This window comes from Clostridium hydrogenum (assembly GCF_021432385.1).
Taxonomy (GTDB): domain Bacteria; phylum Bacillota; class Clostridia; order Clostridiales; family Clostridiaceae; genus Clostridium_S; species Clostridium_S hydrogenum.
The window spans coordinates 1,515,493-1,530,694 of record NZ_JAEACT010000002.1 but is presented as its reverse complement, the minus strand read 5'-3'; the positions used below and the strand labels follow the sequence as shown (position 1 = coordinate 1,530,694).

Annotated in this window: 16 protein-coding genes; 3 read left to right on the top strand and 13 right to left on the bottom strand. The window is 30.0% G+C overall.

What is annotated here, in order from left to right; all coding sequences use genetic code 11:
- Positions 1 to 121: 121 nt before the first annotated feature.
- Complete coding sequence (locus CUEA01_RS06800; protein ID WP_234120459.1) at positions 122 to 547, bottom strand: ketopantoate reductase family protein; 426 nt, start codon at positions 545 to 547, stop codon at positions 122 to 124.
- A 145-nt stretch (positions 548 to 692) separates the two neighbouring features.
- Positions 693 to 1,715, bottom strand: coding sequence for a spore photoproduct lyase (gene splB, locus CUEA01_RS06795; RefSeq protein ID WP_234120457.1), 1,023 nt, complete (start codon positions 1,713 to 1,715; stop codon positions 693 to 695).
- A 221-nt stretch (positions 1,716 to 1,936) separates the two neighbouring features.
- Between splB and CUEA01_RS06790 the strand changes: the two genes are divergently transcribed.
- The 3 genes from CUEA01_RS06790 to CUEA01_RS06780 all read left to right on the top strand — a co-directional run bounded on the left by CUEA01_RS06790 (position 1,937) and on the right by CUEA01_RS06780 (position 4,621).
- Entirely contained in the window at positions 1,937 to 2,620 is a 684-nt protein-coding gene (locus CUEA01_RS06790) for a TetR/AcrR family transcriptional regulator (protein ID WP_234120455.1), read from the top strand.
- A complete protein-coding gene (locus CUEA01_RS06785) occupies positions 2,613 to 3,809 on the top strand; it encodes an MFS transporter (protein WP_234120447.1) in 1,197 nt (398 codons plus the stop codon). Before CUEA01_RS06790 ends, CUEA01_RS06785 begins: the two co-directional genes overlap by 8 nt.
- An 80-nt stretch (positions 3,810 to 3,889) precedes the next feature.
- Positions 3,890 to 4,621 (top strand): alpha/beta hydrolase, encoded by a 732-nt coding sequence (locus CUEA01_RS06780; protein WP_234120445.1) that lies wholly within the window; start codon positions 3,890 to 3,892, stop codon positions 4,619 to 4,621.
- A 68-nt stretch (positions 4,622 to 4,689) separates the two neighbouring features.
- Here the strand turns inward: CUEA01_RS06780 and CUEA01_RS06775 are convergent, their stop codons facing one another.
- The 11 genes from CUEA01_RS06775 to CUEA01_RS06725 all read right to left on the bottom strand — a co-directional run bounded on the left by CUEA01_RS06775 (position 4,690) and on the right by CUEA01_RS06725 (position 15,165).
- A complete protein-coding gene (locus CUEA01_RS06775; RefSeq protein ID WP_234120443.1) occupies positions 4,690 to 5,250 on the bottom strand; it encodes a hypothetical protein in 561 nt (186 codons plus the stop codon).
- Positions 5,251 to 5,450: 200 nt separating this feature from the next.
- The gene (locus CUEA01_RS06770) at positions 5,451 to 6,338 is read right to left on the bottom strand and encodes a fructose bisphosphate aldolase (RefSeq protein WP_234120441.1); all 888 of its coding nucleotides are present in this window, start codon (positions 6,336 to 6,338) and stop codon (positions 5,451 to 5,453) included.
- Between the two features lie 404 nt (positions 6,339 to 6,742).
- A complete protein-coding gene (locus CUEA01_RS06765) occupies positions 6,743 to 8,029 on the bottom strand; it encodes an ABC transporter substrate-binding protein (protein ID WP_234120439.1) in 1,287 nt (428 codons plus the stop codon).
- A complete protein-coding gene (locus CUEA01_RS06760) occupies positions 8,029 to 10,062 on the bottom strand; it encodes a methyl-accepting chemotaxis protein (RefSeq protein ID WP_234120437.1) in 2,034 nt (677 codons plus the stop codon). The genes CUEA01_RS06765 and CUEA01_RS06760 overlap by 1 nt, the downstream gene beginning before the upstream one ends.
- A 500-nt stretch (positions 10,063 to 10,562) precedes the next feature.
- Positions 10,563 to 11,504, bottom strand: a complete 942-nt coding sequence (locus CUEA01_RS06755) for a DUF4351 domain-containing protein (RefSeq protein ID WP_234120434.1) — start codon at positions 11,502 to 11,504, stop codon at positions 10,563 to 10,565.
- A 122-nt stretch (positions 11,505 to 11,626) separates the two neighbouring features.
- Entirely contained in the window at positions 11,627 to 12,310 is a 684-nt protein-coding gene (locus tag CUEA01_RS06750; protein WP_407929234.1) for an HD domain-containing protein, read from the bottom strand.
- A 173-nt stretch (positions 12,311 to 12,483) separates the two neighbouring features.
- Positions 12,484 to 12,615, bottom strand: coding sequence for a MerR family DNA-binding transcriptional regulator (locus tag CUEA01_RS06745; RefSeq protein ID WP_234120425.1), 132 nt, complete (start codon positions 12,613 to 12,615; stop codon positions 12,484 to 12,486).
- Positions 12,616 to 12,871: 256 nt separating this feature from the next.
- Positions 12,872 to 13,747: a DUF4351 domain-containing protein gene (locus CUEA01_RS06740; RefSeq protein ID WP_234120424.1), complete on the bottom strand. Its 876-nt coding sequence runs from the start codon at positions 13,745 to 13,747 to the stop codon at positions 12,872 to 12,874.
- Between the two features lie 144 nt (positions 13,748 to 13,891).
- Entirely contained in the window at positions 13,892 to 14,203 is a 312-nt protein-coding gene (locus tag CUEA01_RS06735; protein WP_234120422.1) for a nucleoside triphosphate pyrophosphohydrolase, read from the bottom strand.
- Entirely contained in the window at positions 14,200 to 14,940 is a 741-nt protein-coding gene (locus CUEA01_RS06730) for a hypothetical protein (protein ID WP_234120420.1), read from the bottom strand. Before CUEA01_RS06730 ends, CUEA01_RS06735 begins: the two co-directional genes overlap by 4 nt.
- Positions 14,941 to 14,952: 12 nt before the next feature.
- The gene (locus tag CUEA01_RS06725; protein WP_234120412.1) at positions 14,953 to 15,165 is read right to left on the bottom strand and encodes a hypothetical protein; all 213 of its coding nucleotides are present in this window, start codon (positions 15,163 to 15,165) and stop codon (positions 14,953 to 14,955) included.
- Positions 15,166 to 15,202 lie beyond the last annotated feature (37 nt).

Genomic DNA, 15,202 nt, shown 5'->3' with positions numbered 1-15,202 from the left:
AGAAAATCTACCTTCATTGTGAATTGTGCATCGTGAATTGTGAATTGATTTAATTCGGAATCTTTATTACTTGTGTATAAAATAATTTTTGTGCGACAGCCCCAATCGCTATTTTTCATCATCATTCAATTACCTTTATTATATTTAAAAATGTTTTGTTTACAGGTGTGTCTATGCCGTACCTTTCTCCAAGATCACATACAGCTTTAGAAAACATATCTACCTCTGTTTTTCTTCCAGCCAATATATCCTGACACATTGAGGTTTTCCCTTTTGGCTCACAGCTATCTAAAATTTTGCACCAATTTTCTATATCAGCTTTATTAAGGTTAACTCCTGTTTTTCGAGATACCTTTACAACCTCCTGCATTAATGACAGCATAAGCTCTCTTGCCTCTTTGCTTTTCTGAAACACTCCATAATCCGCTTTTAAAACTGCAGATGCCGTATTTATCCCTACATTAAACATAAACTTTGACCACTGTGAATGAAGCATATTTTCTGGTATTTCATAAGATACCCCTGCCCTTTCAAAAAACTCCTTCACAGCCTACTGCCCCCATTCCTATAAGTGCTGCATTTTCTATCCTTTTCATCATAAAATTTCGCCCCCCAATTAAAAAATATACAATTAATATTTTATTCTTAACATATGGATATTTCAACCAAAATTTGCTTTAAAGTGATATGAGTCAAATTATATAAAGTATGACCTTGTCACTAAATATCTCTTCTATTTGCTGCGTAAAAAATTCCTTCATGTCTTGCAAGGCTTCTTTGTTATAAACAAACTTTCCATATCCAAACTGTCCATGTTTGTATTTTCTCTCTTCATCTACCATTGGAAGCGTTGTTTCCGGAAATACCTCTGATATTATATTTTTTGCTCTCGTCGTATACCTATGTGATATAACTTCAAAGGTTACAGGATATTCTAAATCCTTTGGAAGCTTAGAATTTAAATCTAAAAGCATTTTCTTATAATCTTCCTTAAAGCCTTCATATAAAAATACTGGTGCTATTATATACCCTATCTTATATCCTGCTTTTGCTACTTTTACACTAGCTTCTATTCTCTTATTAATAGGGGCAGTTCTATTTTCGTATTCGCTTATAACTCTATCTGTGTTTATGGTAAATCTTACTTCCGTATTACCATTATGCTTTGCATCGAGCAGTGTATCTACATCATTAAATTTTGTAACAAACCTAAATCTTCCATTATTACTTTTTCCAAAAAACTCTATACTCTTTTTTAATATATTAGTATAAGGCTCAATAGGTATAGGATCTGATGTAGCAGACCCCTCAAATATGGTTGTTTCCGGCAGCCTTTCATTTATATATTTTTGAGCTTCATTTAGTATATCCTCAACATTTACATTAACCTTTATATATGGCTTATCACCTAAATTTGTGTTTAAGTAACAATACTCACATTGTCCAATGCAGCCAGATACAAGTGGCAATTGATAATGAGCAGAAGGCTTACAGGATTGAAATTTAAAGCCTTTTTTTACTCCAACCACTAAGGTATTTTTTCCTTCTCTATAAAAGTCATATAAATTTTCACCTGGAATATGCTGCTTTACTTTATTTGAGGATAGGTTTATTATCTCAATGTTTGGATTTTCCTTAAATCTACTATATATATTCTGACCTATTTCATAATCTAAAGAACTTTTTTCAAATATTACTCTTTTAGGAATAAACATATTTTTAGCCTCCCTTTTAAAATATATTTTTTCTTTTTATCAAATTTTATACATGCCATTCAATGTAAACTTAGTATCTTAGCTAGTAAAATGGAAATATTTTATAGCCGCTCTTGCCATAATATGTATAAGTGATATAATATATATCAAGATGATAGTTTAACTATCAGGTACTATTTTTTAAGGAACTACTTCATTGTGAATAATGAGGAGGTGCAAAAATGGATCTTATTGAAAAAAGAAAAAAAGAAACCGAGCAGCAAAAAGACAAAAGGAAAAAGCTTGTTGTAGCTGCCGCCGTTAAAGTATTTATAGAAAAAGGAATTGAAAACACCAAAATGACAGATATAGCTGAAAAAGCTGAAATTGGAATTGCCTCTGTATACAGATACTTTAAAACAAAAACTGAAATTGTCATTGAAGCGGCCATTAGCTTTTGGGACACGGAAATAAATATTTTTCACGATACTTTAGAAAACGATTACGATAAACTAAGTGGGCTAGAAAGAGTAAGCAAAATACTTGATATTTTTATTAAAACTTACACGAATCACAAGTACTTTTTTAGATTTATAGAGGACTTTGATAACTATGTAGTTAAGGAAAATATAGCAAAAGAACGACTTTCTTCATATGAAAAAAATATATTAAAACTCATGCCGGTAATGATAGACGCCTTAGAATTAGGCAAAAAAGACGGCTCAATAAATCCAAATATAAAAAGCGAAAAATTTTATATGACCATAAGTCACACTTTAATTAGCCTTTCTCAAAAACTAATTTTAAGAAATATAATATTAGACAGTGATAATTATTTTGAAGGAAAGGCTCAATTAGAATTAGTTAAAGATATGGCTTTAAAATATATTGAAAATAAAAATTATGGGGGAATGCAAAATGAATAAAAAGTTTTCACCGTATATTATTGGACTTCCAAACTTAGGCGTAGGTTTACTTTGGGCTATGAACATGACCTTAATTCCCATGTTAGTTGCTACCTTTAATGTTAGCAATTCAAAATCTGCTTTCTTAATAACCATGGGGTCATTTACAGGAATTTTTGTACAGTACCTTTCAGGCTTGTTAAGTGACAGATCCCACTTTAAAATGGGAAGAAGAAAACCTTTTATGATAATGGGTTCTATTGCTACAACTATAGCTATGTGCGCTATGCCATTTTCTAAAAGTTACTTAACGCTTTTTGTAATCGCTTTCATATTCTATTTTAGTTTGAATTTTTATCAAGGTCCCTATTACTCACTAATTCCTGAAACCGTAGAAGAAAATCAGCTTGGTCTTGCAAACGGTTTTTCTAAGGTTATAAGCGTCCTTGGTGGTGCCTTTATATTTGTAACTGGTCCTATACTTTGGTCAAGTTCAAGTTCTTTAAATAAAAATCATGCTCTTCCCTTCCTTGTTGCTGCATTTTTAGGTATAATTACTGTGATTGTCACGGTTCTATTAGTCAAAGAAAAGCCTATTTATACTGAAAAGAAAAATATAAAATTAGCTTTTGACTTTTATAAGTTTCCCTCTGCCATGAAATTATTCCTTGCTATGTTTTTTATATACATGGGCTACGGCGGCATAACACCTTTCTTTGTAAAATACTGCATTAATAATTTGCATATAAGTGAAGGTACGGCAAGCTTTTCACTTCTTTTACTAACTATGACCGGAGCTATCTTTGCCTATCCCCTTGGTGTGCTTTCAGATAAAATTGAAAGAAAGAAGGTCATGCTTTTTGGCAGCTTAATATTTACACTTTCTCTCTTGGGTGGTTTATTTGTAACTACTACTTCTGCTTTATATATAATGATGTGTTTTATTGGCATTGGTTTTATAGCAATACAAGTTACTTCCTATTCAATTCTTGCTGAAGTAGTGCCAACCGAAAGACTTGGAGAATTTATGGGGATTTTTAATTTCTTCGTATCCTTTTCACAATTTATCTCTGGAAACCTAATGGGTTTACTTCTCGATACTGTAGGTTACAAGGCATTTTTCCCACTATCAATACTTTGGCTCGTTATAGCCTCTATAATACTCTCAGTGAGCAAAATAAAAAAATATGACACTTCACTTTCTTTATAAAAATAAGCCTATATTTAGGTAAGCGTGAAAATCAATACTTATTTAAAATATAGCCAAAAATAAAATTGGAGATGACTTACATGGAAACTAATAATTTAAAGGAAGAATTCTTTTTTAAAGGCAATGAAATAGGCTGCTTATTAATACACGGCTTTAGCTCCACCCCTGCCGAAATGAGAGAACTAGGTGAAAAGCTTAAAACTGAAGGTTACTCTGTTTTAGGCGTAAAGCTAGCAGGTCATGGAACCTCACTAGAAGAATTTGAAACCTCAAAATATACCCACTGGATTAATTCTGTCAAAACAGCTTATGATAAGTTAATAGCTTCCTGCAGTAAAATATATATAATAGGTCATTCTATGGGTGGTGTATTAGCTTTAAACATAGCTGAAAATTATCCCGTAGACAAACTTGTATTATTGGCACCAGCCCTAGTAAACAAAAATAAACTCACAGTATTTCTCCCTATTTTAAAGCACTTTATAAAATACACCGAATGGCCTCCAGAAGAGCGACCCGAGGAAGAACGCAAATACTTGCTTGGTTACAACAAAATCCCTTTAGCCTCTGCCTGTGAACTAAGCAAACTTCAAAGGGCAACAAGAACTAACCTAAATAAACTTGACAAGCCTATACTTATAATTCATTCAACAAAGGATAACGCAATAGCTGAAAAAGGCATTGACATAATCGAAAGAGAAGTCTCCTCAAAAGAAGTTAAAAGAATACTTCTAAATAAATGTGCACACAATATCACAATAGAATGTGAAAAAGAAACTGTGTTTAAAGAAGTTATTAAATTTTTGAAATAAAGATAAACCATTTCAACTAACAAAATTAATTTGCATCATAAGCCCAGGAAACGGCATTTTGATACAAATTAATTTTGAAGTTTCAATTGGTTTATTTTTATTAACATCGAATGTTTATAAGGACATTCCTTTACAATAGTTGAAGTATCAACTGTTTCCAGGTCGAATTTTAAAGCATGATTCTGCCAAAACTTTAATGTAGCCTTTAAAGTAGTTATATCCTTTATAGTAGTATCTTCTGGCTCCCTCACCGTATATTCTCCCGGAAACATAGTTATTAAAAAGTATTCCTTGTTATTTGCCTGATTCTGCTTCAAACAAATTACACACTTATTTACTTCTTTGTTCTGTTTACCTACTACAAATTTTGTATAGATACTTCTTCCAATTCTTTTTGCATAAAACACCTCTTCATCCCCATTTATTTCTACCATTTCGCTAAATCCAATGTTATAAGGAAATTCAACTACAAATGCCTCCAAAGACTTTGTAAGATTTTGAAATGTTCCATCATTGTTGCAAATATCTATTAGCTTTGTATATGGTACTATAAAGCTATTCCTATGCACTTCCATATGTTTTATAAACTTATTTGTAATTATTATCTTTTTATGAGTTTTCTTTTTCATGAGCTAGTTTCCATTTTCTTCTTCAAATCTGCATTCTCAATCTTATTATTATCCATTTCACTCATCTCTTTCTAGTTGTTTTTCATTAAATATTATTGCCAACTAAGAAAGATTCATACAAACATTTGTTCTGATTTTGCAATAAAAAATACCTACAGCTGTTATATCAATTTATACTTTATAACAACTGTAGGTATAACTTATTTAATTGATGCTTCATAAATTTCATTAATTGAGTTTGCTAATATTTTATTAAATTCTTCTTCAGATTGCTCCACAGTTAAGTCTTGCAATAATGCCCTTGAAAAACTAGCAATTAATCCAGAGTTTTCAGCTAATTTTTTATTTGCTTCACTTTGGCTGTATCCACCTGATAAAGCAACAACACGAACAACATGGGAATCTTCCATTAGATCACTATAAAAATTATCCTCTGTTGGTATTGAAAGTTTAAGCATCACTTTTGTTTTTTCATCAAGTCTTGATAACTGTTTTAAAATTTCAAGCTTCAAAAGTTTTTCTGATTCTTTTTTGGAAGTACTATGGATATCTACCTCTGGTTCAACGATTGGAATTAACCCGGCATCAAAAATTTCTTTGGCAACTTCAAATTGCTGATTAATTAGTATTTTGATTCCATAAGGATCTGCTTCTTTAATAACAGAACGCATCTTAGTTCCAAAAATATTTTTTTCTACTGCCTCCTTTAAAATGTCCTTCAAATTATCTATTGGTTTCATAAGCTCTACACCATTTTGAATTTCTGCTAGGCCCTTATCTATTTTTAAAAAAGGCACAATATTTTTTTGTTTCCAAAGATAATCAGCAGTATATTCTCCATCAATAGTACGGCGCATTGTATCTTCAAATAATATAGCCCCCAAAATATACTTTGAATTAAAAGCAGGACTTTTTATAATACGCTTTCTCATATTGTGCACCAAATCAAACATATCCTTATCATTAGAATAGCTGCTATTTGCAATGCCATATTGCTGCAATGCTTTTGGAGTACTACCTCCACTTTGATCTAAAGCCGCTATAAATCCTTTACCTGTATGCATCCTAATCATTTGTTCTTCATTCATAATTTTTCCACTCCTATACATAGATAAACCATTTTAAGTTCCAAGGTGGTTTATCTTTAATCATTTATTTGCAATTTTAAAATTCTTTATCTTTTAAAAGAAGATTAAAATTATTAATAGATAATAATTATTAATTAATTATTATTCTATTACAAAAACAATCTTAATTCAATACTTTATTAAATAAATTATTGAAAATAAACATTTTAGATATACAACAAGAAATAGTAGAACTCAAATTTACTAATTCTATGTTATTTTGCTACGATATAAATAAAAAAATACTTATAATTTTGCATAATAAGATTTCAGTGGGCATCGAGCCCCATGAAACTTCGATGCACTTCTATCGAAGTCACGTTAACAAAAGACATGATACAAATGCACCATGTCTTTATACCAAGTTATTTATGATTTTGCCAATAGGTTTGAATTGTATCTATAAGAGTATTTCTATCAATTTCTCCAGCAAGATATTTCTTTAAGGCAACACCTACATTAGCTGAATTATCTGTAGGCAAATAACAATTAATCAGCTGCATTACTTTTCCCTTTGACTCATAATCAACTATAGATTTCGCTAAGGGATCTGTTTGCTTTAACTTGTTGTTTTTAAATACAGTAATAACTCCTGCCTTATTTACCATAAAATCTTGACCAGATGTACTATAGACCATCCAATTTAAAAATTTCTTTGCAGCTTCCTGTTGTTCAGTTGAGTTATCCTTTTTGTCTACAACTATATACTTTGTTACACCTGCAGTAATTTCACTATTTCCGTAATCTGAGCTATTGTTACTTATTGGCAAAGGAATAAATCCAAAATCTTTATTTCCATTACTATTGTCTAAAATTTCACTTGATGCCCAGTTTCCCATATACCAAAATCCAACATCCCCTTTTCCAATTATTTCTGCACATTTATTATAAGATGGCGAAAGAGGATTGCCTTTGTATATATTATAATTTTTCATTACATCAAAAGTATCTAAAAGTCCATTTATTTTAGCATCATTTTTTAATTGTGTACTTCCTGCTTTAATGCTATCAATATACTTATTTATACTTTTTGCGTCTTTTGCCTGAGCAGAGTATGCTGTTGATAGAAAATGATCTCCTAAAGACCAGGTTTCATTAGTTATTACTATGCCTTTTTTTCCTGTAGATTCTACTTTTTTAAAGGCTTCCTCTAAACTCTTGGTTGTATTAATTTTACTAACATCAATACCAGCTTCAGATATAACTTTTTTATTGTATATTAGTCCAATGCCCTCTAAGGCAAATGGGAAGGCTACAATTTTTTCACTACTATTCTTTGATATATCCGTAGCTCCACCTGAAATATCTTTAACCCAAGTTTCTTTTGATAAATCTGCTAGGTTATCCTGAATATTTTTAATATTGTTTGGATCAATTAGTGTCATAGTTGGGGCATTTCCACAGGCATACATAGAATTTAATTTATCGTAATAGGTCTCTGCTTGACTATATTTAACTATTTTTATATTTATTCCTGGGTTTTCTTTAGAAAATTTTTTAGCTGCAGCTTCTAATGCCACTTGAATTTCAGGTTTTGAATTTAATAAAGAAATATTTACAACTCCAGTATTGCTAGTATTTGTATATCCACAACCTGACAGCATAGACACAACAAGAACAACTAAAAATATAATATATAATATTCTCTTCATTATTGTATCTCCTCATCAATCTTAAATTTTTCTATATTTGCTTCCAGTTCCTTAACTATAGTTCCAATTCCAATGCTTGATTTTCTTAATTTTTCCACCATAGTTAATTGATCCTGTGTGGAGGCTGTAACTTCTTCTGTTGCTGCTGCACATTGCTCTGATATACTTGATAAGGTCTCAACAACTTCCAAAACATTATTGCTAAAAGTACTGATATATTCTATTAACTTATTAAAGGTTTGTATATTTTCCGTAATACTCTTATCTGCAAAAGTAATGTCACTAAACAAATTTATTGTTTTTGTTACTGTTTCTGATTGTAATTTCATAGCTTCAACTAAAGAATTCATTAAATTTGTAGTATTATTAGTCTTGCTCCTTATATCTTTTAGTATTGTTGAAATTTCATTAGCGGCAGTTTGTGATTCATTAGCCAGTTTTCCAACTTCTCCTGCTACAACTGCAAATCCTTTTCCACTTTCGCCAGCTCTTGCTGCTTCTATAGATGCGTTTAGTGCAAGTAAATTTGTTTGAGCCGCTATATCTCCAATAGTACCTATTATTTTATCTACATTTACTACAGAAGTTTCTAATTCATTTACTTCTTTTACCGTTTCTTTAACTATAGACTGCTGCCTATTTGTACTAGCTTCTAAAGATTTAATATCATTTTGTCCTCTATCTAACGCCTCTTCTGAATTTTTTAAAGCATTACTTATTTCTATTATTTTAATACTTAATTCATCCATTTTTGTATCTAAATCTTGTACATTAACTAATACTTCTTCCATTTTATTAGCTTGGGAAGTAGCACCAACTGCAACCTCTTCCATGGCTTTAGATATATCTTTACTAACGTCCTCCGTAGAACTTGAAATACTATCTAAATTTTCTGATGCTTCTTTTAAATAATCATTCTTTATATATATATCCGATGTCAAATTCTTTAATGAACTTATCATTGCATTGAAGCTATTTCCTATTTCAACAATTTCCTTAGCCCCATTAATATCAGCTTTAACCGTCAAATCCCCATCAGCAACCTTTTTAGTTAAAATGTTAAGTTCAGCTATAGGTGTTACAAGTTTTTCTGCATTCTTCCAAGCTATAACAATAATACCTGCTACTAAAATTATAAAAAGAGGTACAGCTATTTCTAACACATAAATAAACCCTGCATAAAGTTCGCTAGTTGGAATTGTAGTCATTGTTCCCCAGCCTAAGGATGGAATATAGTTGTAAACAGCTTCTTCCGATTGTCCTTTTATACTATAGGTTGAACTATTCATATTTCCTCTAAGTGCACTTTCAGCGGATTTTTTTAGTCCATCAGAACCGCTATCTATAATATTTTCTTTCATAATCTTTGTTTTATCAGGATTAAATGTAATATTTCCTTTTCTATCAAAAGTATATATCACTCCATGCTTCGCAAAGAAAATATTTCCTATAACTGAATCTATGCTTGATACATTCATTTCATTTACAATTGTTCCAATGACATGATTATCTTTTTTTACTGGTGCAGCAAATACAATAATAGGATTATTAGAGTTTTTATCAATAAATACATTACTTACATATGTATTTCCTTTAATTGCTTCATTAAAATATGATTGATCTTTAATGTTTAAATTTATAGAGCCTAGTCCATCGGTTAATACATTTCCTTGAATATCTGCATACATTATGTTTAGTATACTGGTATCCCCTGCTAATTTAGCTTTAAACTCAGTTTGAATATCGCTCAAATTTCCACTGCCAACTACTTGTGACCCAGCTAAATCCTCTGCCAGTAATATATTATCGTCACCCCACTTGTCAACGTTCTCTGTAGCCATACTTGAAATTTGTTTCATTGCGCTAATTTGATTACTATGAATTGAATTCTTAATTATTATAAAAAATATGAAGCTAAATACTGCTAGAGGAATAATTCCTATAAATAAAAAAGTTGTCAAAGACGTCCTCTTTAAGCTGATGTCTTTCTTATTAACTACAGTTTCTGTTTTGTTTCTTGCTGTATTAACCATAACTACTATTAGCCCCCTTTTCAATCACTTAATTATCTTAACTTTAATTTAGAATCAGCTTAATAGTGTTACCGACTCAACTATTAAGTTATGCATGTCTCATAATGCCCAGAACATGGTATTTTGAAACATGTATAACTTAAGTTTCGGTACGGTAACCCCTTATTCAAATTAATATAATTAAAGCTGATTAAAGATTAAATTCTGTAGATTTATCGATAGTAACTGTAATAGCTTTAGTTAAATTAGCTTTAAATACTTTTTACAATATTTAACTTGATGTTATTTAATATTTGTTTATTTTTATATAGATATATCAGTTCAACTATTAAAACTAATTTGCACCATAATGCCCAAAAGACGGCATTTTGGTACAAATGAATTTTAAGTTTCACAATGGTATATCTTTAATCACCTTAATTATAAAAAAATAATTATGACAACAATACGCCATAATTATTTTTCATTCAAACTTAATGCTTTTTTCTTTGTTTTCTAATTCACTTAAAATATTTTTCTAGTTCTTTTATATCCTTTAAATCAAAAATGTCTATTGCAATAACATCGATAGTTTCCTCAGGCAATTTCTTTATATTCTCTCTATATTCCTTTGGAACCGTGGTAAACTTTTTAACAAGTAATTTTATAAGAATTTCAGCCTTGCCCTCTGCTTTTCCTTCCTCTTTCCCTTCAGCTATCCCTTCTTCTCTTCCCTTAGCTCTTCCCTCTTCTATTCCTTCTTCTCTTAACATTCTGCCTATTTCGGTCATACTTATCACTCCCATAAATTTTTTCTTAGAATAGCTATCTCCGAACTTTTCAAATAGTGCATACAATAGAGATAAACATTGTAATTTTTCCGTATCCTCTGATATATTTTCTGCTAATTCTATACTTTTAATTGTTCTTTCACTTCTTGACTCTTTACCGCTCATTAGTGGTACCAATGTTAATGTTAAAATATCCTCATTAGTTAAATGTTCGCCGTTATTTATTTTTTCTGCTAAATATTTTAATTTAGCATCTCCATCTAAGTTCTTCATAAAAAATGCCTCAATACCATACTTTATACTTCCAGCATCAATATTAGTCTCTACATTTTCTATGTCTGCTGAATAGATAACTATTGTTCTAACTTTTCGCTTTTCTTTGTAAAATAAAGAAGCATCATAATATAGAAATCTTTTTATGTCATCCCTTTTATCTGTGGTTTGAAACTCAAAATGAAGATAATTTCCATCCTCCGTATAGAATAAGTAGTCCGTGTAATTTGTTTTTATATCTATATTTTTAATTTCCGTTTCAGCTGGTGCAGTTATTTTTGCATTTATTCCAAAAAACTTCACAGCATTATCCTTGAAAAATTCCATTGCCTTCTTCAAAACTGCATCCTCAATCTTATTATAATCCATTACACTCATCTCTTTCCAGTTGTTTTTCATTAAATATTATTTCCAACTAAGAAAAATTCATGCAAACATTTGTTCGTATGTTTTTATGATACCTACAATAATAAAAAATACCACATAATTCAAAGTTGAACTGTGGTATAACTTATAAATTTTTATTTTGATCCTTTTATTTCCGCTTTTAATCTATTGAAATATTGGTCCATAAACTCAAGTCTTTCTCTACCAATTTCTTTTGCTTTTTCTGTATATAATTTATTAGGAACCTTTTTAAATTTAACCTCATATTCAATAAAAGGTGTATGCTTGGAAACATCCTTAAGTCTTCCATTTTGAACTGTATTAGCTTGAATATATTCATCTAGAGAATCATTTACTGTTAATCTCTGCCCAAATTGTCCTGCAAGCATAAAGGTGCGAGCAATTCCACTTGCGCCTATAACATCAAGTTTATCAGCATCAAAGAGTATTTTGGCTTCTATTGTTTTAGGCTCATTTCCAGTTCTAAATCTATGAGTTATAATACAATGCTTTATCGCTTTAATCTGTTCTTCTTCATATTCTAATTTTCTTAATATATTTTCCGCAACAACACTTCCTAAAACAGCATGATCAATTTTGCCTGTTTTGTCCTCACTTTCTTCTACCCTTGCGATATCATGTAATAATGACGCCGGAATAAGAACTTCTAAATCAACATCTTTCTCATATTTTGCAAGTAATAAACAAAGATTATAAACTCTAAACACATGATCTAAATTATGTGCTGAACATGTAAGTTTATCTTGAACAATTTTTATGATTTTTTCATACTTCATCTTTGTAGTCAATATCCCCATCTCCAATTTGTAAAATACTTATAAGGATATACCACCTTGAAACTTAAAATTTATTTGTACCAAAATACCATCTTCTAGGCATTTTGGTGCACATGAATTTTAATAGTTGAAATGATATATCTATATATTGGAGTATATCAAACATATGTTCGTATGTCAAATTATTCTATAAGTTATTTTTTAATTCTATATCCTTTTGAAGTTCTTTTAGGAATAGGAATCAATTTATTATTTTCATAATACCTTAGTGTTTCCACATTAATGCCAGATATTTTGGCAATCTCGCCTCTTAAATAATACTTCATATCGCTTTCCTTTCCCCTTTTAATTTTTATTTATAAAAGTTTTAATGATAACTTTTATTATTAAAGATAAACCACTTGAAACTTCAAAATCAATTTGTATCAAAGTGCCGTCTTTTGGACATTATGATGCAAATTGATTTTGGTAGTTGAACTGGTTTATCTATATTTTAATACCACCTTAAAAAAATAATTATGACAACAATATGTCATAATTATTTTTCTTTCAAACTTACTGCTTGTTTCTTTGCTTTATAATTCACTTAAAATATTTTTCTAATTCTTTTATATCTTTCAAATCAAAGATATCTATTGCAATAACATCGATAGTTTCCTCAGGCAATTTCTTTATACTATCTCTATATTCCTTTGGAACAGTCGTAAACTTTTTAACAAGTAATTTTATAAGAATTTCTGCCTTGCCTTCTGCCTTACCTTCTGCCTTGCCTTCCTCTTTTCCTTCTTCTCTTAACATTCTGCCTATTTCAGTCATACTTATCACTCCCATAAATTTTTTCTTAGAATAACTATCTCCAAACTTTTCAAATAGTGCATACAATAGTGATAAACATTGTAATTTTTCAGTATCCTCTGATATATTTTCTGCCAATTCTATACTTTTGATTGTCCTTTCACTTCTGGACTCTTTACCGCTCATTAATGGTACTAGCGTTAGTGTTAAAATATCCTCATTGGTTAAATGTTCACCATTATTTATTTTTTCTGCTAAATATTTTAATTTAGCATCTCCATCTAAGTTCCTCATAAAAAACGCTTCAATATCATACTTTATACTTCCCGCATCAATATTAGTCTCTACATTTTCTATGTCTGCTGAATAAATAACTATTGTTCTAACCTTTCGCTTTTCTTTGTAAAATAAAGAAGCATCATAATATAGAAACCTTTTTATGTCATCCCTTTTATCTGTGGTTTGAAACTCAAAATGAAGATAATTTCCATCATCAGTATAAAACAAATAGTCTGTGTAATTTGTTTTTATATCTATGTTTTTAATTTCCGTTTCAGCTGGTGCAGTTATTTTTGTATTTATTCCAAAAAACTTTACGGCATTATCCTTAAAAAATTCCATTGCCTTTTTCAAAACTGCATCCTCAATCTTATTATAATCCATTACACTCATCTCTTTCCAGTCATTTTCATTAAATATTATTACCAACTAAAAAAGATTCGTGCAAACATTTGTTCTGTTTTTGCAATAAAAAATACCTACAGCTATAATATGAGTTTATACTTTTTAATAGCTGTAGGTATATTCTTATTCATATACTTTTTCTAGTACAATTCCTTCCTTAAAGCCTCCACGCTCTTCTCTTTTTCTAGCTCTTTTTTTCATCAAATCCTCTTCACTGTAGCCCATATTTTCAGCTAGTCCAAATAATACCTCCATGACATCTGCTAATTCCTCTAAATTCTTATCTTCTAAAAATTCATTTACTTCTTCTTTTAGTTTTGTCTCTAGCAATTTATAATGTTCTTCTTTGCTTACTTTTCTTATATCAAACTTCTTTCCTGACGCCTCTATTACAGCTGGTATTTTATCACGAACCAATTTGTTGTAAACTTTCATTGTAACTCCTCTTTTCCATTTCTATTTATAATTAGTTTTATTGATCTTTCTGCCTCAGCTTTTATAATCTTATTTACATGGGTTCTTTTTATCCATTCTAAAGTATCAATGCTTTCTTTATATGAAAACGCAGAAAAACACATTACACTTTTCCATACAATTATATAATCATCAGAATAAGCTTTTAAAATTTCTAATATGCTCTTGAATACTTTTAAACTTGCCAATTCTCTGTTATAGAAAATAAGAAATCCTATGGCATCTAGGACCTCATATATTTTATATTTTTCTTGTGAACTAAGTGCTTCCATAAGCACCTCAAAAATAGATTTATCCATTCTAGCTAAGCTTCTAGCAATAATATCTCTTGGTAATGGATAACTGACTTTTTTAGATACCCTATCAGGTAATTTTTTATATTGATTGCTTCCTATTTTGCCCAAATACTCTACCATAAGCTTTGCCGCAGTAGCATTACCTTTTTCAAGCACAGAGCATATTTCAAGCTTTGTGTACAAACTTTTTTCAATACATAGCCGCTCTAATAGTGTTTGTATAAGCTTTACATTACTGCATCCAAATTTCATATATAATACGCGAATAGCTGCGGTTCTTTTTGCTGGTAATTTTGTATTTATACCGTCAATTAATTCGTCGTAGGATAAATTCATTAATTCATCGATATCAAATTGATCTGCCACTCCTCTTTTCCTAAGCTGCTCTGCAGTGCTTTTCATAAAAACCCTCACTTATTGTTTTATATCCTTCAAATCAAAGATATTATTTAACAGTTTCTTAAATTCACAAATACCTGTTTTTCCTTTTGAGAATATGAGTTTAATCTTTTTCACTAATCTTGTATGGTAATATTTTACATTTTCTTGTATCCAATCAACAAAATTATACTGTTCAAAAGAAATTGTATTATCATAAATTGAAGATTTAGTAGAATAAATATTCAAAAATAACAACTTGTAATTTAGTGCTATATAAAATATT

Coding starts and splice junctions, on each gene's coding strand:
- splB (WP_234120457.1), bottom strand. CDS start 1,715: ATGTTTATTCCTAAAAGAGTAATATTTGAAAAAAGTTCTTTAGATTAT.
- CUEA01_RS06790 (WP_234120455.1), top strand. CDS start 1,937: ATGGATCTTATTGAAAAAAGAAAAAAAGAAACCGAGCAGCAAAAAGAC.
- CUEA01_RS06785 (WP_234120447.1), top strand. CDS start 2,613: ATGAATAAAAAGTTTTCACCGTATATTATTGGACTTCCAAACTTAGGC.
- CUEA01_RS06780 (WP_234120445.1), top strand. CDS start 3,890: ATGGAAACTAATAATTTAAAGGAAGAATTCTTTTTTAAAGGCAATGAA.
- CUEA01_RS06775 (WP_234120443.1), bottom strand. CDS start 5,250: ATGAAAAAGAAAACTCATAAAAAGATAATAATTACAAATAAGTTTATA.
- CUEA01_RS06770 (WP_234120441.1), bottom strand. CDS start 6,338: ATGAATGAAGAACAAATGATTAGGATGCATACAGGTAAAGGATTTATA.
- CUEA01_RS06765 (WP_234120439.1), bottom strand. CDS start 8,029: ATGAAGAGAATATTATATATTATATTTTTAGTTGTTCTTGTTGTGTCT.
- CUEA01_RS06760 (WP_234120437.1), bottom strand. CDS start 10,062: ATGGTTAATACAGCAAGAAACAAAACAGAAACTGTAGTTAATAAGAAA.
- CUEA01_RS06755 (WP_234120434.1), bottom strand. CDS start 11,504: ATGAAAAACAACTGGAAAGAGATGAGTGTAATGGATTATAATAAGATT.
- CUEA01_RS06750 (WP_407929234.1), bottom strand. CDS start 12,310: ATGGGGATATTGACTACAAAGATGAAGTATGAAAAAATCATAAAAATT.
- CUEA01_RS06745 (WP_234120425.1), bottom strand. CDS start 12,615: ATGAAGTATTATTTAAGAGGCGAGATTGCCAAAATATCTGGCATTAAT.
- CUEA01_RS06740 (WP_234120424.1), bottom strand. CDS start 13,747: ATGGATTATAATAAGATTGAGGATGCAGTTTTGAAAAAGGCAATGGAA.
- CUEA01_RS06735 (WP_234120422.1), bottom strand. CDS start 14,203: ATGAAAGTTTACAACAAATTGGTTCGTGATAAAATACCAGCTGTAATA.
- CUEA01_RS06730 (WP_234120420.1), bottom strand. CDS start 14,940: ATGAAAAGCACTGCAGAGCAGCTTAGGAAAAGAGGAGTGGCAGATCAA.